21 protein-coding genes are annotated in these 25,173 nt (G+C 48.7%); 7 read left to right on the forward strand and 14 right to left on the reverse strand.

Translation table 11 applies throughout. The features are described from left to right. Positions 1 to 70: 70 nt before the first annotated feature. From MA03_RS06565 to MA03_RS06575, 3 genes are read right to left on the reverse strand one after another with little or no spacing between them, the layout of a single operon-like run. A complete protein-coding gene (locus tag MA03_RS06565; protein WP_052884499.1) occupies positions 71 to 457 on the reverse strand; it encodes a RidA family protein in 387 nt (128 codons plus the stop codon). Next, positions 458 to 1,678: a threonine ammonia-lyase gene (gene ilvA / locus MA03_RS06570; RefSeq protein ID WP_052884930.1), complete on the reverse strand. Its 1,221-nt coding sequence runs from the start codon at positions 1,676 to 1,678 to the stop codon at positions 458 to 460. A 48-nt stretch (positions 1,679 to 1,726) separates the two neighbouring features. Further along, entirely contained in the window at positions 1,727 to 2,632 is a 906-nt protein-coding gene (locus MA03_RS06575; RefSeq protein WP_052884500.1) for a PfkB family carbohydrate kinase, read from the reverse strand. Between the two features lie 177 nt (positions 2,633 to 2,809). Between MA03_RS06575 and MA03_RS06580 the strand changes: the two genes are divergently transcribed. The 3 genes from MA03_RS06580 to MA03_RS06590 all read left to right on the forward strand — a co-directional run bounded on the left by MA03_RS06580 (position 2,810) and on the right by MA03_RS06590 (position 5,104). After that, entirely contained in the window at positions 2,810 to 3,823 is a 1,014-nt protein-coding gene (locus MA03_RS06580) for a polyprenyl synthetase family protein (RefSeq protein WP_052884501.1), read from the forward strand. Then, a complete protein-coding gene (locus tag MA03_RS06585; RefSeq protein WP_052884502.1) occupies positions 3,786 to 4,622 on the forward strand; it encodes an isopentenyl phosphate kinase in 837 nt (278 codons plus the stop codon). Before MA03_RS06580 ends, MA03_RS06585 begins: the two co-directional genes overlap by 38 nt. A gap of 68 nt (positions 4,623 to 4,690) precedes the next feature. Beyond that, entirely contained in the window at positions 4,691 to 5,104 is a 414-nt protein-coding gene (locus MA03_RS06590) for a secondary thiamine-phosphate synthase enzyme YjbQ (protein WP_052884503.1), read from the forward strand. Between the two features lie 56 nt (positions 5,105 to 5,160). Here MA03_RS06590 and MA03_RS06595 read toward each other — a convergent pair whose 3' ends face one another. From MA03_RS06595 to MA03_RS06620, 6 genes are all read right to left on the reverse strand, one after another. Further along, positions 5,161 to 7,278, reverse strand: coding sequence for an acetate--CoA ligase family protein (locus tag MA03_RS06595; protein WP_191118496.1), 2,118 nt, complete (start codon positions 7,276 to 7,278; stop codon positions 5,161 to 5,163). A gap of 104 nt (positions 7,279 to 7,382) precedes the next feature. After that, the gene (locus MA03_RS06600; RefSeq protein WP_052884505.1) at positions 7,383 to 8,420 is read right to left on the reverse strand and encodes a branched-chain amino acid ABC transporter permease; all 1,038 of its coding nucleotides are present in this window, start codon (positions 8,418 to 8,420) and stop codon (positions 7,383 to 7,385) included. A 6-nt stretch (positions 8,421 to 8,426) separates the two neighbouring features. Beyond that, a complete protein-coding gene (locus MA03_RS06605) occupies positions 8,427 to 9,326 on the reverse strand; it encodes a branched-chain amino acid ABC transporter permease (RefSeq protein WP_052884506.1) in 900 nt (299 codons plus the stop codon). A gap of 21 nt (positions 9,327 to 9,347) precedes the next feature. Then, a complete protein-coding gene (locus tag MA03_RS06610; protein WP_236944857.1) occupies positions 9,348 to 10,067 on the reverse strand; it encodes a branched-chain amino acid ABC transporter ATP-binding protein in 720 nt (239 codons plus the stop codon). After that, positions 10,060 to 10,824 carry an ABC transporter ATP-binding protein gene (locus MA03_RS06615; RefSeq protein WP_052884932.1) on the reverse strand — a complete coding sequence of 255 codons (765 nt, stop codon included), beginning with the start codon at positions 10,822 to 10,824 and terminating at the stop codon, positions 10,060 to 10,062. The genes MA03_RS06610 and MA03_RS06615 overlap by 8 nt, the downstream gene beginning before the upstream one ends. 1 nt (position 10,825) lies before the next feature. Beyond that, positions 10,826 to 12,118: an ABC transporter substrate-binding protein gene (locus tag MA03_RS06620; RefSeq protein ID WP_052884507.1), complete on the reverse strand. Its 1,293-nt coding sequence runs from the start codon at positions 12,116 to 12,118 to the stop codon at positions 10,826 to 10,828. 280 nt (positions 12,119 to 12,398) lie between these two features. Here MA03_RS06620 and moaA point away from each other — a divergent pair, with 280 nt between their 5' ends. Next, positions 12,399 to 13,379 (forward strand): GTP 3',8-cyclase MoaA, encoded by a 981-nt coding sequence (gene moaA, locus MA03_RS06625; RefSeq protein ID WP_052884508.1) that lies wholly within the window; start codon positions 12,399 to 12,401, stop codon positions 13,377 to 13,379. Positions 13,380 to 13,439: 60 nt separating this feature from the next. Here the strand turns inward: moaA and MA03_RS06630 are convergent, their stop codons facing one another. From MA03_RS06630 to MA03_RS06645, 4 genes are read right to left on the reverse strand one after another with little or no spacing between them, the layout of a single operon-like run. Beyond that, positions 13,440 to 14,780 carry a (Fe-S)-binding protein gene (locus tag MA03_RS06630; protein ID WP_052884509.1) on the reverse strand — a complete coding sequence of 447 codons (1,341 nt, stop codon included), beginning with the start codon at positions 14,778 to 14,780 and terminating at the stop codon, positions 13,440 to 13,442. Continuing rightward, entirely contained in the window at positions 14,777 to 15,568 is a 792-nt protein-coding gene (locus MA03_RS06635; protein WP_052884510.1) for a hypothetical protein, read from the reverse strand. Before MA03_RS06635 ends, MA03_RS06630 begins: the two co-directional genes overlap by 4 nt. 7 nt (positions 15,569 to 15,575) lie before the next feature. Further along, positions 15,576 to 17,366, reverse strand: coding sequence for a nickel-dependent hydrogenase large subunit (locus MA03_RS06640; protein ID WP_052884511.1), 1,791 nt, complete (start codon positions 17,364 to 17,366; stop codon positions 15,576 to 15,578). After that, positions 17,366 to 18,631, reverse strand: a complete 1,266-nt coding sequence (locus tag MA03_RS06645) for an NADH-quinone oxidoreductase subunit B family protein (RefSeq protein WP_191118497.1) — start codon at positions 18,629 to 18,631, stop codon at positions 17,366 to 17,368. Before MA03_RS06645 ends, MA03_RS06640 begins: the two co-directional genes overlap by 1 nt. 244 nt (positions 18,632 to 18,875) lie before the next feature. On the opposite strand from MA03_RS06645, the gene MA03_RS06650 reads away from it, so the two are divergent. Next, on the forward strand, positions 18,876 to 19,559 hold the full coding sequence (locus tag MA03_RS06650) for a hypothetical protein (protein ID WP_052884512.1): 684 nt from the start codon (positions 18,876 to 18,878) through the stop codon (positions 19,557 to 19,559). Further along, positions 19,556 to 20,098 (forward strand): hydrogenase maturation protease, encoded by a 543-nt coding sequence (locus MA03_RS06655; RefSeq protein WP_052884513.1) that lies wholly within the window; start codon positions 19,556 to 19,558, stop codon positions 20,096 to 20,098. The genes MA03_RS06650 and MA03_RS06655 overlap by 4 nt, the downstream gene beginning before the upstream one ends. Here the strand turns inward: MA03_RS06655 and ppsA are convergent. Continuing rightward, entirely contained in the window at positions 20,090 to 22,567 is a 2,478-nt protein-coding gene (gene ppsA / locus MA03_RS06660) for a phosphoenolpyruvate synthase (protein ID WP_052884514.1), read from the reverse strand. The genes MA03_RS06655 and ppsA overlap by 9 nt on opposite strands. 600 nt (positions 22,568 to 23,167) lie before the next feature. On the opposite strand from ppsA, the gene MA03_RS06670 reads away from it, so the two are divergent. Continuing rightward, positions 23,168 to 25,153, forward strand: coding sequence for a type II/IV secretion system ATPase subunit (locus MA03_RS06670; protein WP_052884515.1), 1,986 nt, complete (start codon positions 23,168 to 23,170; stop codon positions 25,151 to 25,153). Positions 25,154 to 25,173: the final 20 nt, after the last annotated feature.

Genomic DNA, 25,173 nt, shown 5'->3' on the forward strand with positions numbered 1-25,173 from the left:
CACCAGGAGAAAAACTCTTTAGAGAGATGACCGGGAGCCGGCTCCCAGTGACGCAGGGCGGCAGCAGTGTTTATCGTCTTGATGCTGCTATCACGGAGACTTCTATGAGAGCCCCTCGAGGGAGGTCGGCTACCTGGACTGTCACCCTAGACGGGGGGTCTTTCTGAAAGTAATAGGAGTATACCTCGTTAAACTCTTTGAACATCCCTAGATCCTTAAGGTACACAGTGACGTAAACAACGTCCTCGAGACTGGCGCCCACTGCTTCAAGGATCGCCTTTATGTTTTCAAATACGCGCTTCGTCTGCTCCCTTATACCCCCCGTCACTAGTTCCCCCGTTTTAGGATCTATCGGAATCTGTCCAGCTACAAAAATGAATCCTCCCGCCTTGACTGCCTGGCTGTAAGGTCCTATAGGCTTTGGAGCCTTATCAGTAAAAATTACCTCCTTTGACATTCAAACCACCTCAAAGCTGAGACCTTGCTCCTTTAATCTTACAATTAGCAGGTTAATAACTTCACGTGAGGGGACCTCAATACCAAGAGTTACCTCTGCGAGGCCGGGAGCCACAAGAGGATTCACACGTTCATGCTCTATAGATATGATATTTAATCCCAGGTCAGCGACTACGTCAATAACTCTCTTCAACTGTCCTGGCCTGTCGGGAAGCATTCCCCGAATCTTGACCTGTCTACCCTCGACGAACAGCGTTTGTGTGATTATCCGTGACAATAGGGAGGGTTCAACATTACCGCCCGAGACCACAGCAACAGCCCGCTTACCTTTAACGTCGATGGCCCCTGAAAGAAGTGCTGCCACAGATAGTGCACCCGCGGGCTCGGCGACGGTCTTAGCTCTCTCCAATAGGACGAACACCGCTCTCGCAGTGTCCTTGTCGTCCACTAGAACCATGTCGTCAACGACCTCCTCCATTATCTTCAGCGTCAGTTCCCCAGGCTTTTTAACAATGACGCCGTCGGCTATGCTGAACACGTTAGGTGTCTCCACAAGCTTACCCTGCTTATAAGAGAGATACATTGCTGGCGCACCAGAGGGTTGAACACCAATGATCTTTATCTTATCATTTAGCTTCTTGAGAGCGACAGCAATACCTGAGATTAGCCCTCCACCCCCCACAGGTACGACTACAACGTCGACTCGATGTGCATCCTTGAAAATCTCGACACCAATGGTACCTTGTCCTGCTATGATGTCTGGATCCTCAAACGGATGGATGAAGGGCATCTTCTGGGCGTTAGCAAACTCCAGAGCCTTCCTGTATGATTCGTCGTATGTTTCACCGTGCAGAATCACTTGCGCGCCATAACTTTTAGTGGCGTTGACTTTATAGAAAGGAGTGTAACGCGGCATGAAAATCGTCGCCGCAATGCCTAGCTGTGACGCCGAATAAGCCACGCCTTGAGCATGATTCCCCGAGCTTGCCGCCACCACTCGGGAAACCCCCTCCTTTTGCTTGAGCTTGCTGAGCTTATAGTAGGCGCCGCGAACCTTGAATGCTCCTGTTTTCTGAAAGTTCTCTAGTTTGAGTAAAACTTCGCCTTGAGTCATGTCGCTCAGAGTCTTGCTCGGCATTAAAGGTGTGTGGTGAATTACTGGTGATAGGATGTCATAGGCCTCTCTAATCCTGATGTTTATGTCTTCAACCAGTGAGCTCATATTGCATATATTCATGATAATATTATAAAAAAATTAACGGCGAAGAATTTATAGTTCCTTTATATTCATTAAAACCTTCTCAGCCCTACCGGCTAGTTCCCATCTATTCTTCAAGCCATCTATTCCGGGTTTCTCGACAAGGTAAGAGGTGGCTGCAGACGCATAACTTGCAGCCTCTTTTATGTCGCCCGAGCGCTGATACTCAATAGCAAAGACAGTTGTAAAGACGTCCCCGGCTCCAGTTCTATCGACCACACGGCTGGATTCAGCTGGGGGTACAAAGAAGGTTTTATTAGACGTAGCGATATACGCCCCGATTTCCCCAAGTGTTACAAGGGCTACTCCAGCACCCAGCTCTACGAGCTTTTTGGCAATAATCTCTGGCGGAAGATCGCCGAGGAGTGTTTTACCCTCACTGATCTCTGCATGGACGATATCAGAGAGAGATGCCACAAGAGATGCCTCACGAGATGAGCTTAATATGACTCTTCGATCAGGTGTGACACGCCTTAAATAGCCTTGCAGGTCACTAGCCACTAGTGCGGCTTTCTCAGAAACCTCTTGGACAACTCCCGGCGAGACTTCACCGATGAGTGTCCCTATAATCGCTATATTACCTTTGAGTTTCTCTAGGGGAACATCACTTGACAAGATATCCTCGCAGCGTGAGAGCAGGTAGAGTGTCCGGTCAGAGTCCTCATAAATTAGTTTAAATTTAGTAGTAGGAAGATCTTTTGAGACAGTTATATAGGTGGTATCTACACCGCTTCTCGAGAGGAATAAGAAGTACTCGTCCGGGAAATCTATGCCAATCTTTGAGATAATGTGTGGCCTTGCTCTATGTCTAAGCGCCGCCATGGCGCCATAGGTCACTGTTCCGCCGAGATTTCGCCTCACGTTGCCCTTTCGCACGATTATGTCTACTACTAGGTGTCCAAGAAGAAATACATCCATGCGTAAACCCGTGGTTAGTTATAAAGATAAGTTAGAAATTATTTTCGGTGACACTTTGCAAAACACTTTTGTGATGAATCACCTCTAACCATTATAACGCGGCATATAACGTCATAAATAACCACATAATTGTTAAAAGCTTGAAAGGCCGGATAAGATTGTCATGGTGCCGTGTAAATGAGTGATCCTGTCAGTTTACTTGCAGAATATGGCAAGAAAATAGACCCAATAATGGAGAAATATTTGTTAAAAAATGCTAACCCGGAGTTCCAAGAAGCAGTTCTCTACCCAATTAAGATCGGTGGTAAAAGAGTCAGGCCTGCCCTGACTATTATTTCTGCACTAGCTGTAGGGGGTAAGGCCGAGGAGGCTTACCCGGCAGCTGCAGCCGTCGAGCTGGCTCACAATTACTCGCTTATCCTAGACGACATAATTGATCATAGCGAGGTTAGGAGGGGCTATCCCACTGTTTGGAAAAAGTATGGGCTCAGCACTGCGATCCTTGTAGCAGTTCACTATCGCGAGAGTATAGCTGACGCCTTGTCTGATACACGGGATCCTAAGACATTCCACGACATCATGGCTCGCACCATAAAACTCTTAACAGACGGAGAACGCCTCGACATACTCTTTGAGCAGAGTGGACGCGAGGACGAACCCTACATTGTGGCTAACAGGTACCGAAAAATCTCACTAGAGGATTATCTTAACATGATCGAGAAGAAGACCGGCGTGCTCATCGAGACGTCATGTGTTTTTGGAGGCCTTTCGGTGGGAATAGTCGAAGAGGAAATTATTCAGGCATTAAGAGAATACGGCCGTAATATAGGCATCGCTTTCCAAATCAGCGACGACATAATTGATATTTTTGGGGACGCGAGGAAAACAGGCAAAAAGGTCGGAGGAGATATAAAGGAACATAAGCTGGGAAACGTTGTGGTTCAACTGGCCCTCGAGGAGCTAGGTGAAGATAGCCTTTTGTATAAGACCATTTCGAAGCCCGAGGTTTCCTGGGAAGAGGTTGCGGCAGCCGTCGACGAGATCAAGAAAACTAATGCCTTTAGACGTGCTGAGAAACTACGATCGGAATACACTCTTCATGCGATTTCCGCGTTGCAGAAACTACCTGCTAGTAATTACCGGGAAATGCTGCGTGAGCTTGCAGTGTTTATCGAGAAAAGAGAGTTTTAGTCAAGGAGATTTCGAGGGAGCAGAGGGCATGCTAGCGGTCATCAAGGTAGGAGGCTCGGCCATCACCGATAAAAACAGCCCCTACACACTACGAGAAAATAACCTTAAGACTCTTTCGGAGCGCATAGCCAACTTGTACAGTAAGGGTGTTAGTCTCCTTATTGTCCACGGAGGCGGTTCCTTCGGCCACCCTACAGCTGCTAAGTATGGTCTTTCAGCGGGAGGAATATCACTTGAGAAAGCATTCGGGTTCGCAGAAACGCGGTACTGGATGAGCTATCTCAACCTACAGGTTGTCGAAAAACTCTTAAGTAAGGGGATCCCGGCAGTCGGGATCCAGACATCCGCTATAGCGGTCAGCATGAACGGCATCATGAGAAAACTCGACGTTGAGATTGTGCGAATGTTCCTGGAGAGACTAATAGTTCCTGTACTCTACGGCGACGCCGTCATAGACACTGTTCGCGGCTTGTCGATATTGTCGGGTGACGACATAGCCTCATATCTTGCTGTAGAGCTTAAGGCTGATACACTCGTATTCGTCATGGGTTCTGGAGGAGTGTACGATAGACCTCCAGGTCAGCCGGGGGCTAAGTTATTGCCCGCAATAAGACCAGGCTCAACTTTGCCTGAGAGTACCGAGGCTGGGATAGATGTCACAGGAGGGCTAGCCCATAAGTTGGAGTGTGCGTTTAAAGCCGTTAAGAGCGGGGTACGAGTTGCTATAGGAGGTCTTCAATACTTGGAAGAAATGGTTTATGGTATAGAGGCTCCATACACACGAGTCTTACCGGATTAATCCTGTTATTGATAGTGGAAGCTCTGAGAAGGCGAATTATATAAGCTTATACTCTATACAGCAAATCGATGCATGTCTTCACGAGAATTGTAGAAGTCTCATCGAGTGAGAAGTTCCAGTTGATCAACATAACCGGTTACGTGGAAAAAATAGTCAGAGAGTCGAATGTTAAGAATGGTATTTGCCTAATATTTGTACCTCACGCGACAGCCGCACTCATAGCTAATGAGAACGAGACAGGCCTCATAAGAGATATCCTGAATCAATTAAGGGAGTTGATACCGCCAAATAAGCCCTGGCTTCATAATAGGATAGATGATAATGCACACGCTCACATAGCCTCCGCGATAATAGGGGCTCACCTTGTCTTCCCGATACTTAACGGCCAACTCCTCCGCGGAACTTGGCAGGAAATATTCCTCGTGGAAATGGATGGCCCTAGGTCTAGCCGCAAGGTAGTAGTTCAAGTCTTGGGTGAGTAGAGCGTACAATCTCAAAACTAAAAATACTGGGATAATGATTTAACCTAATCAATAATTTATCTTGGCTTCACCAAGGTAACTTTCACATCTACTGCTAGTGCTCCCCGACCTTGCTCATAAACGAAGAATGGATTGATGTCTATGTCCTCTATTTCGGGAATATCCAGGGCGAGTTGAGAGATCTTCACTAAGGTGTCGATAACTGAGTCTATGTCTGAGGGGGGCTCGCCCCGGTAGCCTTTCAGTATAGTGTAGACCTTGGTCTCTTCAAGCATTTCGGCGGCATCCTCGAGTGCGAGAGGAGCTATTCGGAAGCTTACGTCTTTTATCAGTTCAACTAGTACTCCACCACTCCCAACCATTACGAGTGGCCCGAAGACGGGGTCTCGATGGATACCAATAACGACCTCCTTACCCTTCTCCGCCATCTTTCGTACAATTATGCCTTGCACCCTAGCAGAGGGGGCTTTCTTAGCCACGTTATCCATGATCTTGTTATAAGCCTCTAAAACCGCCTCATCACTATCAATGTTTAGGATTATGCCACCTATGTCACTCTTGTGGAGGATGTCCGGCGACTCCACCTCCATAACCACGGGATAGCCGAGAGCTCTGGCTGTCCTTAAGGCCTCCTCCGGTGACCTTACTAGGATTTTCTGTAGAACGGGTATCCCGTAGAACGACACGAGTCTTGCAGCCTCAGCAGGTGTTAGAACATATCTGCCCTCCCTTAAAACGCTCGAAATTAGTTCACGTGCCTTATCAATATCCGCTTGTACCTTGATGTGTGTTTTCTTCTCGACCCGTTCACGAATCTTAGAATACTTGTAGAGTATGCCGAGAGCCGCAATCGCCTTTTCGGGTGACTCATAGCATGGTATGTTGTTTTCAGTGAGAAAACTACATGCATTGCTTACCTCTTCTCCCCCGATGAAGGAAGCCACGATCGTCTTCTTGCTTCCTGTCTCTCTCACAGCTCTCACTAGGGCCTGTGCTATCTCGAGCGGGTTAGTTATCGCTGTATGACAATACAAAACCGCTACGGCATTCACCCGTGTGTCTAACAGGAGGTCTTTGAGAGCTCCATAGTATTGTTCAGCATCAGCCATGCCTGTCAAATCTATGGGGTTGAAAACACTGCCGAAAGGTGGCATGTGTTTCCTTAGTTTTCCAGCAAGATCCTCAGGTATATCCATCAACTTGACTTTCCAGTTTTCAGCGGCATCGGTAGCCATTATACCGGCTCCGCCACCGTTAGTCAAGATAACGACGTTTGGCCCAGTAGGCAAGTAGCTTTTCGCTAACGCAACAGCCCAGTCGAAGAGGTCGATAAAGCTGTCAGCAAGTAACACTCCGCTTTGCTTGAATGCAGCTTCGAAGGCTGCGAAGCTTCCCGCAAGTGAGCCTGTATGAGACTTTATTGCACCTGCTGTCCTGGCACCCCGTCCGGCTTTCAGGATTATTATTGGCTTCTTCCTGACCACACGTCTGGCAACCTCCATGAAACGGCGTCCATCTTCGATTCCCTCTAGATAAGCTGTTATTACACGGGTGTGATTATCATCCTCGAAAAACTCTAAAAGATCGATCTCATTCACGTCGGCTTTATTCCCCAAGCTTACCAGATCCGATAACCCTATACCCTTAAGCTTAGTCCAGCCTACCAGCGCTATTCCCAAGGCGCCGCTCTGCGTTATAAACGCTATCTCTCCACGGCTCGGAAGCCCCTGGCAAAAGCTTGCATTAACATTTTTGACGGTGTCACATATTCCTACTATATTCGGCCCGAGCAGACGCATATTATACTTACGCGCGACCTCGACGAGTTTTCGCTCAAGCTCGTAGTTACCAATTTCCTTGAACCCGCTAGTTATCACAGCTATGGCCTTCACCCCTTTCTTGCCCGCCTCGTCTATGATGTCGGGAACCGCGGGGGCTGGAACGACGATAACGGCGAGATCAACGTCGTAGGGGATCTCTAGCAGAGACCTATAGCATTTCAGGCCTAGGATTTCATCTGCATGGGGATTCACAGGAAATATCTTCTCCCTTGGAAACCCGGCTTCTAGAAGATTCCGCACAACTTGGTAACCAATTTTTTCAGGACTACGAGAGGCGCCGACAACAGCTATAGATTCGGGTCTGAGTAATAATTCTAGGGAAGACTTGGACAATGATTGCCACCATTCTATTCATGTAATCGTATTAAAAGTCTTTTTATAATTAAAGACTATAATACTTAACAATTTCCTAAAGCTATATTCAACAAATGACGAATTCAGCTAGAGCCTTGTTTTTCGCGCACCTCCAGGGTAGACCCGCTTACTGTTAGGGGAGGTTTCTCAGGTATAAGGCCCTCGGGACGCCACATTATAACCGAGATTAGGAGAACCCCGAACAAGATATACGAGAAATAGTTTATGTCGATGGGTAGGCTTACTTGCTGCTTTAGAAACGTTATGGATCTGTCTAAAGCGATGTATACTCCAGCACCGGCAAGAGGACCCATAGGACTTCCCTTACCCCCGATAACGACCATCAAGACAACAATGAATGTCTTCATAACTGTGAAATCATCGGGATTGACAGACCCTACGTAAAAGGCGTAGAGTACCCCTGCAATGGCAGCCAGCATGGAGCCGATGACAAGTACGATTGCCCTAATCTTAACTATGTCTCTGCCGAGGCTTTGAGCTGCCACCTGGTTATCACGAATAGCGCGCAGCACCCTTCCAAAGGGCGATGTTGTAAGCCTGTAATATAAAGCCCATATCAAGAGCAGAAGACCAATAGCAATGGCAAAGAAAGCAAGACTTCTCAGCTGAACAGGGAGAAAAGCAAGAAAATTGGGTACACCAGCACCAAAGGTTCCGCCCAGCAAGGGCTCGTAGTTTCGAGCAAATACCCGAACCAGCTCACTGAAGGCTATAAGGGTTATGCCTAGGTAATCTTCGCGCAGTCTCAGCGCAGGATAGGATGCGATCAACCCTAGGAACGCTGCAATTGGCAAAGCCACGATAAGTGGAATCACAAAGATGATTATCCCTAGCAAGGGATTTCTCGAAATATTTGAAGAGACTAGAGTCGCATACACCCAGCTTGTATTCTTGAACTCACCTTGCCATGTGACGCCCATCAGCCATACACCTATGCGTGTCGCGAGAGCTCCAACAGAGTAAGCTCCCAGAGCATACATAGCCGATTTGGCAAAGTTTGGTATGCCTAGTTCACCATACTCTATTTCAACAGAGATGGCTAGAATCGCGTAGATGCTGTAGAGAACACCGAGATCCAATAGGAAAAGTAATAGGTCCACAAGTTTTCACCCTTTCCTGTTCCAGAGCGATGATAGTCCTCCTGGGGCTACCAGGAGAGTAAGAATTATAGCTGTAAAGGCAAGTGCCGGGCGGTACGCGGTGCTTAAACCAATGCTTGAGAGTAAGAATGTGAAGACTGTCTCTGAAAAGCCTAGGATATACGCGCCAAGGACACTTCCTGCAAGACTCGTCATGCCTCCGACAGTAGCGGCTGCGAATATGGAAAGTAGGATCGCGAATCCTGTGTCCGGGTTTACTGGCATTCTGAAGGGTAAAAATACCCCGGCAACTGCTGCAAGCCCACCTGACAAGCCCCAGCTTATCGTGAAGACTTTTCTTACATTTATGCCAAGTGTTTCTGCCAGAGAGGGGTTTTCAATTGATGCCCTCATAGCGATACCAAGTTTAGTCTTAAAGAGTAAGACGTATAGTAGAGCAAGCAGGAAAATGGTTGTTACCGTTGAGTATATGAGAACACCGCTAACCCTCGTGCCGGCTACATTATACATTATGTCGTTGAATATGAAGCCTCTCCCAAACACGTGTAGTGATGATTGAAGCAAGTCTGCGTAGATTTGGGTTGAGGCTCTAAGGATGATGTCAATCGCGATCGAGACAATCATCAGTGTTACTAGGTTGGCCTTGCCTCTAAGCTTGTCAAACACGAGCAAGTATACTCCTGCAGCTACAGCAGCTCCGACAAGAAACGCTATTGGAAGAAGCATGTAAGGCGTGACTCGCGTGAGTAGACTTGTTGTATAGGCTGCATATATTCCAACGACTGCGAAATCACCTTGCGCAAAGTTTGAGACCTTTGAGGTTAGCATGGTCAATGACAATCCTATGGAGAGCAGTGCTAGCAGGTTACTGTAAATGAGGCCGTTCAGAAAAATCTCTTCTAACATAATCCAACCCTCATATACGGCTTAGACTCCTAGATAGAGCCTGGCAAGCTCCTCGCTTTTTAATAAATCCTGGGCAGGGCCATAGAACTTTGGCTGTCCGGAGACTAATAGGAGGGCCTTGTCACCAATTTCAAGCGCCTTCAGCGCGTTTTGTTCAACTAATAGTATCGAGAGACCATGATTCTTTCTGAGTTCGAGGACTTGTTGAAAAACTCTCGAGGCTAGCTTAGGTGAAAGGGCTGCTGTAGGCTCATCCATCATAAGTAGGAAGGGATTTCTGAGAAGCCCCATCGCTAGGGCTAACATTTGCCGCTCACCTCCGCTCAGCGTATGAACCTTCCTATTCATGAAGCGTTTAATATCTGGGAGGATTTCTAGGACGTTTTCTAACCTTCCCGTAAACTCGTCTCGGGGCAGGTCATGTGCCGCTAGAACGAGGTTTTCCCAAACGGTAAGGCTTTCAAAGGTGTTTCCGAGTTGTGGCAGGTAGCTTAGACCCAGGAGAGAACGCTTGTAGGGTGGAAGGTGTGTTATGTCGCGACCCCCGAGTATAACTCTCCCCCCAAAAATCCTAACGAGGCCAAACAGGCCTTTTAGCAAGGTGCTTTTTCCACTACCATTAGGTCCCACGATCACAAAGATCTCTTCCTTCTCTACGGTAAAGTTAACACCGGATACAATCTCCATTTTTTCATAGCCAACAGAGAGATTCTCGACAACTAGTAATCCCAACTTAGCCACCCAGGTAGGCTTCTACGACTGCCGGATGCTTCACTATCTCATCCGGTAATCCTTCGGCAATAACTTGCCCTTGATGCATGGCGATCACATGGTCTACATATTTCAGAGCTATGTCTAAACGGTGCTCGATGATTAGGAACGTTGTCCCGAGACCGCTTCGCAGTTTGGTAAGATACCCCATTATTTCATTTGCCAGGGATGGATTTACTCCGGCTAGGGGCTCGTCTAGGATGACTAGCTTAGGGTCGCTCATGAGTACACGAGCAAGTTCTAGGAGTTTCATTTGACCTCCGCTGAGTTCGCGTGCAGATGCATCCCAGAGTCTATCAAGGTTGAGTAAACGGAGAATGCTGAACGCCTTCTCGACATACTCTTTTTCCTTTATCCTCCAAACATTGTTTAAAAGTATCTCTATCACTCTTTCTTCGTAATAGCTTCTATCGGGGACCAGGACGTTCTCAAGCACACTTAGACTGGTGAATAACTGGGGGGTTTGAAAAGTGCGTGCGAGACCAAGCCGAAACCTTTCATGTGGTGAAAGTTTGGTGATGTCTAATCCGGAAAAATACACGTGTCCCTCGTCCGGCTGTAGGATCCCGCCTATGACATTTATCAGCGTCGTTTTCCCGCTACCATTGGGTCCAATTACGAGGGTTAGGGTTTGCGGCCTAACTGAGACGCTAACATTTTTTAGTGCTACAACTCCTCCAAAGCTTTTTGAAACATTCCTAGTCATTAGTAGTCCTTCACTCAGCATCTTAGCTCCCCACAGGTGACCAGGTGTCACTAGCTGTTGTGTATGTTGCCACGGTGACCCACTTGTAACCTTCCTGTGTTTTTACGATTGCCCATGCAGCGTAGTCTCCCGCTGATCTGTCTCCGTTTTGGTCTAGTGCTGTGTTTCCTGTTACTCCGTAGTAGTGTTGTGCTATTGTTGGTAGTGCTTTTGCTATTGTTTCGCCGTTGTATTGTCCTGTCGTCATTACTGCTAGGGCTATTAGCCAGGCAGCATCATAAGCATTCATAGAATAAGCATCCGGATCCTCTCCGTAAATACTCTTGAAGCGGGCCTTAAAGGCTGTCTGAAGCGGGTTTGAAGCCGGCTCCCAGTTGGTGCTTGGAAGACCTCCTAAGGAAACGATAATGTCTCCGATCTGTTGAGCCATCTTAGACGAGCCTGAGGAACCATCTGTTCCGAACCATTTGAGGTGGGCTAGCGTGGGGTTTTGTGCTGCAGCCTGTATCACCCTTATCCCGTCGTCCTCGAAGCTCACGAGCACAACTGCTGTGTCAGGGCCTAGGGCCGCGGCCTGCTGCGCGAGCCTCGCAGCCTCCCCTGAGAGGTCCTGGGCGTTGGGGTCGTAGGGTATGCCTGCAACCCTCCCGCCGAGCTCCTGGAACCTAGCAGTGAAGGAGTCGTAAAGCCCCTTGCCCCAGGCGTCGTTCCTGTATATGACGACCGCAGACTTGAAGCCACTACTCCACACAAGCCTGGCCAGGGCCCTACCCTGATAGTTATCATTGGGAACCACCCTGAAGATATAGTCACCCGGAATAGCTAGAGAGGGGGCCGTTGACGACTGAGAAATTATAACTATCTTGTTGGCGTCTGCGAACTGTTTAACACTGCTCACCTCGCTACTCGCCATGGGGCCAACTATGGCCTGGACGCCTTGAGCAGCTAGAACCTGTATCTTGGCCCTAGCCTGCTCAGGGCTAGTAGCAGTATCCTCGACTAAAAGCTTGAAACGGAAAGGAGACCCAACACTCTCGGCGAAAGCATTAATATCCTGAACCGCAAGCTCGAGGGCGTGCTGGTTTCTCTTACCGAAGGATGAAAGGTCTCCTGTAAGTGGTAGAAGTGCTCCTATAGGAACCGTTATTATCTGAGTGGATGCTGAGGATGATTGTCTAGGGGCTATAAAGTATCCTAGTATGACTCCAAGGAAAAGGGCTACAACTACAAGTGCAGTCGTTCCGACTAGTGCACGTTTGTTTTTAAATCCCTGCTGAGTCATTGTGGTCTCTCTTAGAAGTGATTTTTTAAGCATTCCGCTTCAATTGTTATGTTTGATTCAAGCGATCGTGTCTTGGCTTTTAAAATTTTCTACAGAAAGTTATATTAATACTGGAAGATCTTTCTTGAGAAGATCCGTAAGGGATGTAGCGGAGCCACCTAACAAATCGTTAGGTTCAAAAACCGAGTAGACAAGTATTAATAATAAAACCAAGATTATCAAAAAAGACTCTACTTTAGTTATACCTCTATCATTATTTTAGCTGAACATAACGCTTAAATCTTTTCCCGAATAGTTTCGTAATGGTGTTTGATTGCTTGTCGATAGATTTGGCAGGCCCCTGAATAACCTTAGAATCTCTGTGACAGGTAAATGCAACTACAACTGTATATTCTGTCACCGAGAAGGTGAAGAAAATACCCCGGATGAGCTGACAGCCGACGATATAGAGCTTGTAGCGAGTGCTGCCTATAAGCATTCAATAAAGTCTTTCAAACTTACAGGTGGAGAACCTCTTATTCGACGGGATATCGCAGAGATTGTCTCCCGCATTAAGCAACTTGGAAAAGACGTGGAAGTATCAATGACAACCAACGGGTTCTATCTATCCGAATATGCTGGAAAACTGACTGAGGCAGGTTTAGACAGGATAAATGTGAGCTTCCACGGGGTGAGCGTCGAAAAATACCGTGTCATAACCAGAGTCGATGGACGAGACAGAGTAATAGATGGGTTAAAGGCTTTGAGGGAGCACGGAGTCCCTGTAAAGCTTAACTTTGTACTGACAGCCCTGAACGCCAACGAGGTACGCGACTTACTCGAATTCGCGTCTAGGTTTGAGGCGAATGTCAACATAATAGAGCTTATACCTACTGGTAGGGGAAAGGAACAGTTCGACAAGATCTATTTTCCAGTCGAAAAAATCCTTCCATTAATCGAGAGTATGACGGTTAAAGTTGAAAGGAGAGAACTACATAACAGGCCTGTCTATGTCCTTAATAACGGTGTCAGAGTTGAGATATTGGCCAACTTCTGTAATCCCTTCTTTTGCCAGAAGTGTACGCGGATACGGCTAACACATGATGCAAAGTTAAAGCCTTGTCTCAATAGAAACGACAACACCGTAAATATCCTTCCAATTCTTAGAACTCCGAGCCTCAACGGGGACGAGAAAATAAATGCCCTAATGGAGGCAATAAAAGAGGTAAACTCTAAACGTGAGCCCTATTTCAGGCTGGTTAATGGCAAAGTTGTAACGGCTGATGGCTCCAGCTGTCAGCTGAGGGACATATAATGTTAAATTTTTTAATATTAATTCGAAAATGAACAATGAAGGAGGGTAAAAAATAAAAAATTACTCGAGATTTTCAGCGAGAAACTCAGATAGCATCTTAAGTTTTACGTTTACTCCGTAAGCCTTTGTCGTCATCCCGATAGTATGCATGCAGCCGACGCATGCCGTTACAACTGTTGATGCTCCCGTTTCCTTAATCTCGTCGACCTTCGCCTTACCTGCCACGAGCATGTCCTTGTACAGCTTGTCGAGGAAAGACTTCTCAGAGGCTGTCAATTGAAGGCTCATACCTAGAATCTTTTCCATCATCTCTTGTGTCGGTGGCACGATGCATGCTATCGAACTACCTCCCCCGCAACACTTGTTGAATATACCGTGACTCCCAAGCTTCACGAAGCCGCTGGAAACCTGGCTTAAAACCTTCACGGGCTCCTCGATAAGCCCTCCGAAACGGCCCATTTTGCACGGACTGTGCCATGTGACGCTCTCGCTGGTCGTCTTAAACTTTATCTTGCCTTCATGCAGTGCCTCCTCAACAAGCTCCACAATGTGAACAACCTTGAAACTCGGCTTCTCTCCGATGATTCTAGGAAGGTCGAACCTGAAGAATGTATAAGGATACCCTCCGTCACTCAAGACAATGTACTCTGGATTCATATCCTTAATGTAGTCATAGATGCGCCTCGCCACTACACGTGTCGCCTCATCGTCCCCGGCCAAAGACCCTATAGGAGCCCTCATCGAGAGCGGCTGGTCAGACATCGTCCAGTCTATCCCAAGTTTTTTGAAGAGCTTAACTGCGCCTATAACGGAGCCCGGTGTCATCATGGCCTCAGCCAGTGATGTTACATAGAGGTATTTGGCGTTCTTCTTGTTGAACTCCACACCCTCCTCCCTTAACTTGTCGAGCATATTACTCCAAATCTCTTTTAGGCCTTTGTTCTCTAGAAGGGTGTTCGAGGCTTCAGCATCTATCATGGCTTTAAGCAGGGTGGGAACCCTTCCAACCCTCGCCAAGTACCCTCTAAGTACCTTTATCATTTCTCCGCTGTGGATTCCGAAGGGACATGTAACGTAGCATAGCCCACAGTTTGTGCACCTGTAGGCCTTCTCGACCCACTCATCGACCTCCTCCTTGGTTTTAGGCGGTCCTGCTCCAAAGAGCCAAGGAAATATCCTTGGGAGAATTTGTACCTGGGCTCTGTAAAGCTTCCTAAGTAGTTCAGCCTTTTCTACTGGACCGTACTCTTCACCGGCCGCGGTGTATGGACAGTTGACCTCGCATAACCCACAGTTCACGCAGTTCTCGAAAAAGTGTAGCATAACTGGGTCAAGGTGTTTTAGAGCAGAGCCCATCGCGACTTTAGCCTCCTCAGGGTTGAAGTTTTCCCAGCCACTCATAGTGCTCCCCTATTAAATTTAAGGTCGTACCACTCGTGAAGCTTACCGTACCAGTAACCGAAGACGAAGTGCCAGAACTTGGTGAAGGGTAGTGTCGCGACCAGGAGTTCTGCAAGGAGTATATGAGTCCCGAGGACAAAACGATAAGTCCCTATCTCACCTGAAGGCAGATGATGAGTAGCCATGAAGCCCGTCACGAGTATGGCTAGTAGTAGGATTAAAGCATACCAGTCACCTATACGGGTGTTTCCTAGCCTGTGAAAAGCCCTTACTATCTTGTCACCTATCTTGTACGAGACTCCCAGGATCGCAAGTATTGCCAACAGATCCCCGTTGAGAAGCACTACCAATGGCCCCCAGAGCGTGTTGACGAATGTCCAGGACATGTCCGAGGCGGGTGTTACGTGTGACAAGACGACGAGATCCGATGAGGTGATCGAAGATGGTATAGCTAGGGGCTTGAGAAGCGAGTATGGCGGGAACCAGTATGAAAACATTGCTACGTGCTGTGCTAATAGGAATATTAGGGGGATGACTCCTAGGATATGTAACAGGACTAGCCCGCCGATAAAGTCGCTTTTCCTGCGCTTCAGTCCTTGAATTAGTGGATCCAGGAAAGTGAAAACTAGACCCACTAGCAGGCTAAGGAATGGTCTTTCCCTCCTAGGAGCTGATGGTCTACCCCGCCATAGGAAGACATACTTCCCTAACCGGTAGCCTACTCCCAAAAGGAAGATTGCTATGACTATAGGGGGGGCTTGGTATATCGCGATGTCAAGGAGATCCATTCTTTTTTCACCTCACTATCATCTTCTTTATTGTCTTTATGTTCCCAACCTGTATATGGACTGCACAGGCTATGCAAGGGTCAAAGCTCCTGATCGCCCTTACAAAGTCAAGACCTTCCCACTTCTCGGGAGGCACTTCCTCTGTGATGACACTGTTAGCCACGCTCTGCTCGAAGGGAGACATGCCCCACTTGTCCTTGGGTGAAACGTTGCCGGTTGTCGGCGCGTGTATCTGATAGTTAACGATCTTTCCTCCCTCCTGTATAACCCAGTGTCTGACTGTTCCCCTAGGCGCCTCCGTGAAGCCTACACCAAAGGTTCTTCGGGATGGGGCAACCCATGGCCTAGACGTCTTTGTCTTCCCGCTTCGGACGAGTTCTACAGCTCTCAAGACATTATGCCATGCATCAGCTACGTCCACGACCACATTAAATGCTCGTGCAAGGACTCTTTGAAGCGTAGTGGAGTATTGTGGAGCCTTCCACTCGAGGGTCATCTCTTCCACCACACTTGCCGGTAGGTCGTCAGCGCCGCCGCTTCTAGGCAGGGTAACCTTCAATACGCCGTTCCCGCTGCCGAAATCGTTTGGCTGGTAGGCCGTTACCGTTAACCTTGCGATTGGCCCAACCTCGAATGGAACCACTGTACCATCTTTCCAGACAAAGCGTACTGTTGCAGCCCAGTTGTACTTTCCGTTCCAGTCCCTGGCGCCCGGTTTAGGAATCGTTATCTTGTTCCAGGGATGGTATGCTGGGTCCTGCTTGCCCCATAGGAGCGGGTTACCTTCGGGATCCTTGTCCGTATATAATGGGAACTTTCCTGCCCAGTCTTCATAGAAGGATCTATCTACTTGTTCCATGATACTCAGGTTTATCTCCTTGTAGCTCTTTGTGACTAGCTCGCCGTTCACGAATGCCCCCGGCTTAATGGTACGCTTTGAGGCGGCTTTGTCGATGTTCTTGTAAATGTCCTCAGGCGTCTCGCCGAGAGAAGAATAAACCTCCGGATCGTCGAAGACACCACCGCTAACCATGTTGTGTCTTCTATAGGTTAGCCCTTGATCCTTGTAGTTCTCATACTCTTCGTAGAACCAGGTTATGTCCTGCCAGATAGCGTATAGGAATTTCGCCCACGCTGTTAACTTTGTCAAACGATATGTGTAGCCTATAAGCAGGTATTCTGCGTTCGTGAGATCAGTAGAAATACCGCCCGGAATTATAGTGCTCGGGTGGCTGTGCCTGCCGTATATTAAGACACCTCCCTCCCTAGCTATGCGCTGATATTTAACGGTCAGCTGCCATATCTTGCCCTCAATGGGGTTTAAAGCACGCATTATATCGGATATCTTTGAGAACCCGTGAATATCCCTGTGAGGAGCATCAGTCCTCTCAGCGTCAGCCCATACCCTGGGTGTCAGCTTCTTCACTATGAGCTCGCTATAGTCGGGCCCGCCGAGCATATTCAAGATCAAGGGGTGGTCGTATAGGGGATCAGTCATAGCGAAAGCCATGTTTCTTAGCACCACGCCTAGAGGCTCTGGAACAACACCGTAAGCCATATCGACGGCATGCATCGACGCGTTCGCGTGGCTTGCTCCACACACTCCACAAATCCTCGAGGTTATGTGGATCGCGTCCTCTGGCGGTCTACCCCTGAGAAAAACTTCGAAACCGCGGAACATTGTGGCGTATACCCATACCTCACTAGGCTTCCTTGTAGTCGTATCCACAAGAGCCCGCAGCGCAAGGTGGCCTTCAATCCTCGTAATAGGGTCTATAAAAACCTCCCTAACACTCATTAAGCCTCACCCCCCACCTCCTTTAATGAACTTGCCTTCTTACTTTCAATATCCTTAGATATACCATAGGCTAGCCCGATACCCGCGAGCAGTGCGGCAACCGCAGCTACGCTTTCCAGGCCGCTGGGAACACGTGGAGCCTGGAGAGGCTTGTAGAACGGCTCGTACGCGTCAGTAAAACCGGGCATAGTACACCCGATACAGACACCACCCGTCCTCGTAGGGCCTCCAACGCCGTTAACCCAGCCCAGCTTGTTCCACGGGCAGTTGGAGATAGGCCCCTTACAGCCTACCGCATAGAGACATCTGTAGCTGTTCTCGCCCGGGTATGCCCTGAAGTCCCCTGCTGCGTATGAACCCGCCCTGGGACACTGCTCGTGAACAGTTTGCCCGTAGATAAATTTAGGCCTCCAGTATCTGTCCAGCTCCGGCAGGGGTAGCAACCCTTTGGCCCATAACACCAGAGCCGCAAGAGACCTCAGTTGCCCGTCACCGTTAGCTGGGCATCCAGGCACAGCCATCGCTGGCCTACAATCCTGGCGTATCTCTCCGGGACCGAGGCTACACTGCCCTGATATGAATTTTCTGAATGGCTCCGCCTCTGGGAGAAGGTTTACAAGTCCCTTGATCCCCCGGATGGGGTCATCGAAGAAGCCCACAGCTCCCGTGGGGCTGTCGCCCCAACTTGAGGAGGGTAGCCCTGGAACCCTGTCAAGAACCTTGTTTGCGACAAGGCCGCCATAAGAGGCACAATTGCCAATGGACACGACGGCAACAGCTCTGGGTAGGAGCCTCCTCATCCACTCTACACAGCTAATTGGCTTACCGTTCTCTTCCCCTATAAAACAGTAGTAGTCGCTTCCGGGAGGCCCTCCGGCCTTCTCATCCTGTGGGAAGCTCCCTTCCAGCACCAGGACGAACGGGTCAAGCTTTCCTTCGGCCGCCGCCTTAGCGATGTCAAGGGCACTCTCACCCCACTGAGGCATCACGGTCTCGTGGAAAACCAGCTTCACGTTACCGGGTCCCACGAGGTAGAAAGAGCCGCCGAGAACATCTATAAGGTCAGGCTCAGTTGCCTGTATCAGAGCCGTAGTGTTGCCTGCGCAGTCTTGAGCCTCAAACCATACAATGTTGATCGACCCACTTTGAGCCTGAGCCGCGGCAAGCTTTACGAGCTCACGCCAGTTGAGCGAAGCTAGAAAAGCAGTAGTCCCTGCCATTTTGAGAAAATCGCGACGGTTCAAGCCCAAGCCTGATAAGACCATTTTACCACCTTGTCGTTAACTTAACAATATTAGTTTATAATAAAGCTTTCATATATAATTAGCGATAATTTGAAAAGACTAAGTAAAAAATAAAATTTCAAATCTACTTTTATCAATTCTTTATAATAGATTCGTTTTATTTAATACTATTTCTTACATATTAAAATATAAATATATTTATAATTATCAAAACATAAGCTTTATCATAGAAGATTCATCAGATTTATAGCAGGGGTTAAACTCCTTGAGTCAACAAGACGAGCTAGTCAAATTTATAGTAGCATTAATGAAGACTTACAAGGCACTCGAGCAGGGAACCAAGTCGCTAATCCCCGATGTCAAAGCCACCGATGCAACAAAACCTCTATACAACCGCATCACAAGCTTCAAGCCGCGCGAGGAAAACATAGACGAGATGAAGAGAACCCTCGTTGAGAGCGGCCATGCCGAGATCCTCGAGAAGCTTGAAAAAACACAGATAAAGATACTGATAGGATTCCTCTCTTATTACGGGGAAGAAGGGGAAGTCGTCTACAAAGCCTTCGAGCATGCCCAAACCCTTCCTGAGTGCAGCCACGTAGTGTTTGAAGATTTCTCGACAGACAGCCTCACGGTAAAATACCTCATAGATAAATACAATCCAACCAAGACAAAGATAATAACCCTCAAAAGGCGCGGACGCCAGCCAGGCCTCTACACTTATACTGTTCAGCTGGCCCCTGAGCCTCAAGAAAAGGCAACCGACGCGCTCAGAGCTACGCTAGAAGGATCCCTAGACATTGACGACCTCCTCTCTGGCCTCCGCGTATTCACTCCTGGCCTCGAGCTAGAAGTCGTCGAGTGTGATCCGGGTAGCGGGGACCCATCCTACTGCTCAGACAAGCTCACATCCGTGATCGAGGCTATACACAGGGAACACTGTCAATGAAAGCCGAGAAAAAATACCTAATAGTCGGTGTAGGCAACTTACTCTATGGTGATGACGCACTAGGCCCTCTACTTGCCGAGTCGCTCGCGGAGTGCGGAGCTAACAGCATCAACGCCGAGACAGATGCCTTCACATCTGCCTCATACATAGAGGGGTCTCGATCGGTGATATTCTTAGATGTATTTGACCCGTCATATGGCCCTGAGGGAGAAGTAGTAAGAGTTAGGATAGATCCCAGGAAACTATCCCGAGAGGAGTTATCCCTACTCATTAGCCGTGAAACAGGTGCGCATGATGTCACACCTGCACATATTGTCGCGCTGGCATATGCCTCGGGTACATTCAATGGCGAGGCCTGGGTTATAGGACCCGTGGTCAAAGAAACAATGTTTGGCCAACCCCCAAGCAACATTGTAATCAACTCCATCGAAAAGATACTAGGAGTTTTAGAGGAAACACTACACGAGAAACTAGACAAAGACTGTGTAAGGAAAAGATTCAGTGAAAAAATTGAAGAGTTGAAGAAGAAGTTATTCTAGCTCGTCCACTCTTCTTGCAAACCTTGGAAGCTTCGGCTTCTCGCGTCTTACAGGCCAGCCAAGATCCTCTTCGACTCTCTCGATTCCCAGTGTCTTCTCCAATAGTATCCTGTGCTCTATCTGGGCCACAAGCTCCCTCGTCTGCATCACGACGTCGGGGTTAACGCTTATACTGTCTATACCATGTCTAACCAGGAACTCGCTAAATTCCGGATAAACGCTGGGGGCCTGACCGCATATGGACACGGTCCTGTACCCATATGGACTTTTGTGAGCCTTCTCGATAAGCATCGCTATTGCAGTCCTCACCGCGGGATCCCTCTCGTCAAAGTATCTAGGATCTATCTTGGGCAAGATGGCGGAGTCCCTGTCCGTACCCAGCGTCAATTGGGTGAGGTCGTTGCTGCCGATGCTGAAGCCGTCAAAGTACCTTGAGAACTCCTCGGCGAGGAAGATTATGCTTGGAACTTCGGCCATAGCCCATACCTTGAAGTCCCTATTACTCTCAAGCCCCTCCTCTGCCAAGAGCTTTACAAACCTCTCTGCCTCCCAGAGCGTCCTCACGAAGGGCGCCATCACCCATACGTTGCCGAGGCCCATCTCCTCTCTAACCTTCTTGATGGCGCGCACCTCAAGCCTGAAGGCCTTCTCGTATTGCGGACTGATGTACCTGCTTACACCACGCCAGCCGAGCATAGGGTTGTCTTCCTGTGGCTCGTATTTCTCTCCTCCCTTAAGCTGCCTGTACTCGTTGGTCTTGAAGTCACTGAATCTAACGACTACTGGTCGCGGATAGATTTCACGGGCTACCAGAGCTATGCCCTCAGCCATCTTGTTAACGAGGACGTCGCCTCTCCCGCTTTCAAGGAGGTATAGCGGGTGCTCGCCCACATAGCTCGCCATTATGAACTCGACGCGCATCAGGCCGATGCCATCGAAGGGTAGGTTCTTATATTCCTTAATCTTCTCAGGAACACCGAGATTCATGTATATCTTTGTTCCCGTGATAGGCTTGTAGATGATCTCGATCGGAGCGGCAGCAGCGGCAGCCGCCTTCTCCTCCTTCTTCCCGAGGAGCTCCTCGACACGCCCCTCATAGACCACCCCGGTCTTCGCGTCAACAGTGTACTCTTTCCCGTCAACCATTACCTTAGTCGCCTCTCTCGTGCCCACTATCGCCGGAATACCCAGCTCCCTGCTAACAATGGCGGCATGCGCCGTCATTCCACCCTCATCGGTAACGATGGCCGCCGCAATCTTCATATACGGGACCCAGTCGGGATCGGTCATCTTTGTGACGAGGATGTCGCCGGGCTGCATCTTGGTTTTGGCGTCTTCAAGTGTGAGACAGATCTTGGCCTTGCCGAAAGCTACTCCAGGGCTGGCTGCAAGACCCTTAACAACTGGTTTGGCTTCCGTGACGCTTTTAACTGAGGTTGTCTCGGCACCCGTTTGCTGTCTGGTGCTCCATACCGTCTCGGGTCTGGCCTGGACAATGAAGACGCTTTCGGGGAACTTGAGGTCTCTGTCAACCGCCCACTCGATGTCCATTGGCCTCCCGTAGTGCTGCTCTATCTTTACTGCTAGCTCCGCTAGTCTCAGCACTTCCTCATCTGTGAGAGAGGGAGCATTCCGCCTCTCGGGTTCTATTTCGCGCTCAATGTTTTTGCCTGTCTTGGGGTCTCGCACAAGCTCCACCCTCTTCTCTACGATATTCCTCTCGACTATCTGCATGGACTTCTTGTCTACTACCCACTCGTCGGGGGTTACTTTACCGCTTACAACCGACTCGCCGAGTCCCCAGTGTCCCTCAATGACTATCTTGTTTCTGTCTCCAGTTACTGGATGGAGTGTGAACATTACTCCTGCAGACCTAGAGTTGACCATCTTTTGCACCGCAACGCTGATGAGGACTCTCTCGTGCTCGAATCCCTTAGATTCCCTGTAAAATATTGCTCTGGGAGTGAAAAGGCTCGACCAGCACTTCCTGACTTTTTCGACGACATCGTCTTCGCCTTTGACGTTAAGATATGTTTCCTGCTGTCCAGCGAAGCTTGCGTCAGGGAGGTCTTCAGCGGTGGCGCTGCTACGTACGGCAACGAATTCCTCTGTCTTGCCGACGCGTTTGCTAAGCTCGCGGTAGGCTTTCCTTATTTCTTCTTCGATGTCTTTAGGCATTGGAGTGCTCTCAATGAGCTTCCTAATCTCCTGGGATGCCTCCATGTAGTCTTCAGGCTTGGCTGCACCTTGAGGTACGTGTTTACGAATAATCTCGTATATCTTGTCCTTAATCCCTTTCTCCTCTATGAACCTTTTATAGGCATAGGCTGTTACAGCAAAGCCGGGGGGGACTGGGATGCCTGCTCTTATCATCTCGCCGAGGTTGGCGTTTTTGCCACCAACTATTGGCACATCCTCTTTTGTAAGCTCTTCAAACCAGAGAATGAGTCTGGTATTCTTACCGCTCATGTTTGTCAGGGTTAAAAGCCCTGCGTGGTTTAAAACTTTTCATCCTTAAGATCTTGTATTAATATATTAGGCTAGAATAAGGATATATGTTTGAGGGTGTTGAGGTTAGTTATACCTTTACTCGACCTGTGCAAAAGAAGGCGTCTCGGCCTGTACTATGTTTCGTGGACACAAAATTAAATAATTACGTTGGAGATATATGGGATGCCCTCTATGACCGAAAGGCTCCCGAAAGGGGGCGTGGGGAGAGGGCTTCACCGTTATGGATAGATAGAATTCTAGGCGTGCCCTTTTGAACCACCGACCTCGGGGTTATGAGCCCCGCGGGATACCTGGCTTCCCCACCCCGCTGCTGGTAGCGGGGGGTGGAATTTCAGGGCACGCCCTCACATATTAAATAATAAGTTATTTTTAAAGTTTTTTGACCCGATACTTGAATGCGAGCAACGATACACACTGCAGTATTATGACGATTAATAAAAAGGGGATTAGTCAAGCTACAGATAAGAGAAAGTTAGGAATAAGTAAATGTTCTTTTGAACGTGGAGCGGAACGTAAAATATTAAATATGACTTTTAGGGGATTATCTATCGTAATCTAATGCCCAAGAGAAAGCCAAAGAAAGCCACGGGTAAGGGGAAGAAGGAGGAGAAGCCTGAGGAGACAGTAGTTCATCTACCGGTTCGAGAGGACTACAAAGTCGTCACAGAGTACTGGGTTGTGGAGCCCTACGCTAAGGTCAAGATAGTTGAGATACCTGAGGCTGGCAATCAGAGGGCGTATTTTGTGGAGGAGGTTCAGCTTACGGAGGAGGAGAGGAAGGCGGTGGACAAGCTCATCGATATTTTGAGCGTGGAGCTTGAGCCGCCAGCCTCTTTTGACGTTGATTTGAGGCAACACGTGATAGATGAGGCTAGACGTCTCGCTGAGAAATATAAGGGGTCTCTTCGTGGAATCGGGGAGGAGAGCTGGGGGAAGGTGATATATTATATTGAGCGTGACCTTGTCGGCTATGGACCAATCGAGGTCTTGATGCGAGACTACAGGCTCGAGGACATCAGCTGTGATGGTGTCGACAGGGCTATACACGTATGGCACAGGGAATATGAGAGTATACCGACAAACATCGTATTTAGGAGCCGTGATTATCTGAGGGAGTTTATCGTCAAGCTCGCTCACATGTCAGGTAAGCATATCTCTGCAGCTTTCCCGATAGTCGACGCGATGCTTCCTGGGAGACACCGACTCGCGGCGACTTACGGTGAAGAGGTTTCTCCAAGGGGTAGCACCTTTACTATACGCAAGTTCCGTGAGAAGCCACTCTCAATAGTCGAGATGGTAGAAGGTGGGAACCTTGATGACTGGACCGCTGCATACCTCTGGCTGATGATTGAGAACAGGATGACGGCGATGGTGATAGGTGCTACCGCCGCAGGCAAAACCACGCTTTTGAACGCCATTGCGAACTTCTTTAAGCCGGGCTTCAAGATAGTAACTATAGAGGAGACGCCTGAACTAAACCTTCCGCACGAGAACTGGGTTCAACTGGTCAGCAGGGAGAGCTATGGTCTAGGTGAGAGCAAGGTTGGACAGATAACCCTCTACGATCTCGTTAAGGTGTCCTTGAGGTATCGTCCTGATTACATTATAGTCGGAGAGGTTAGGGGTGAGGAGGCTTTCGTACTCTTCCAGGCCATGAGTACGGGCCACGGAGGAATGTCGACAATGCACGCTGACTCCCTTGATCGTGCTGTTAAGAGGCTCACAAGCCCCCCTATGAACGTCTCACCCGCTTATATCCCCTCTCTCAACATAGCTCTGTTATCTGAGAGAACAGTTCTTCCTTCAGGCGGGTTTGCGCGTAGGGTAAAGCATGTTTGGGAAGTTGAAGACTTCGAAAAATATAGAGAGGTTGTCAGATGGGACCCGGTAAAGGATACTCATAGGGTTATCTCTGAAAGCTATCATATAAAACACATCGCGGAAAGGACTGGAAAAACCCCCGAGGATATGTACAAGGAGATAGAGCGTAGAAGAGTGGTGCTGAAGTGGATGCAGATGAAAGGCATCAAGGAGACTAAAGACGTCTTCACAGTGATCAACAGGTACTATATGTATCCGGATGAGGTTTATGCGACGGCCTACGCCGAGCTGAAGGAGGCCAACGCGCTCCCACAACCCTTAAAGATAACGCCGAAGGCCGTGGTTGAAGTCATTCCACAGGCCCGACCCGTCGTAGCCAAGCCTGCTATCCAGCCCGCCGCCCAAGTTGCCGCACAGACATCAACAACGGTGAAAATACCAGAGGAGAATAATAGCACGCCAATAGCAGAACCCGTTCCATCCTTACCGCCTGAGGGGACGGCCGTCCTTAAAGCCCTTGCCGTGCTGGGCGGTGAGGGTGACCATGCCTCTGTCTTCTCGCTAACAGCACTTTCACGTGAGCAGTTCGTGAAAGCCGTGGGCGATCTGAGTGGAAAGCGTCTGGTTATTCCAACCCTTATATATGTTGAGGGCAGACCCACCGTGGGCTACAGGCTGACGAGCGAGGGCGAGGCTCTTGTAAAGAAACTTGGGCTGAAATAGTCTTTCAAAGCTTATAATAG

The organism is Thermofilum uzonense (assembly GCF_000993805.1).
GTDB classification, from domain to species: Archaea; Thermoproteota; Thermoprotei; order Thermofilales; family Thermofilaceae; genus Thermofilum; species Thermofilum uzonense.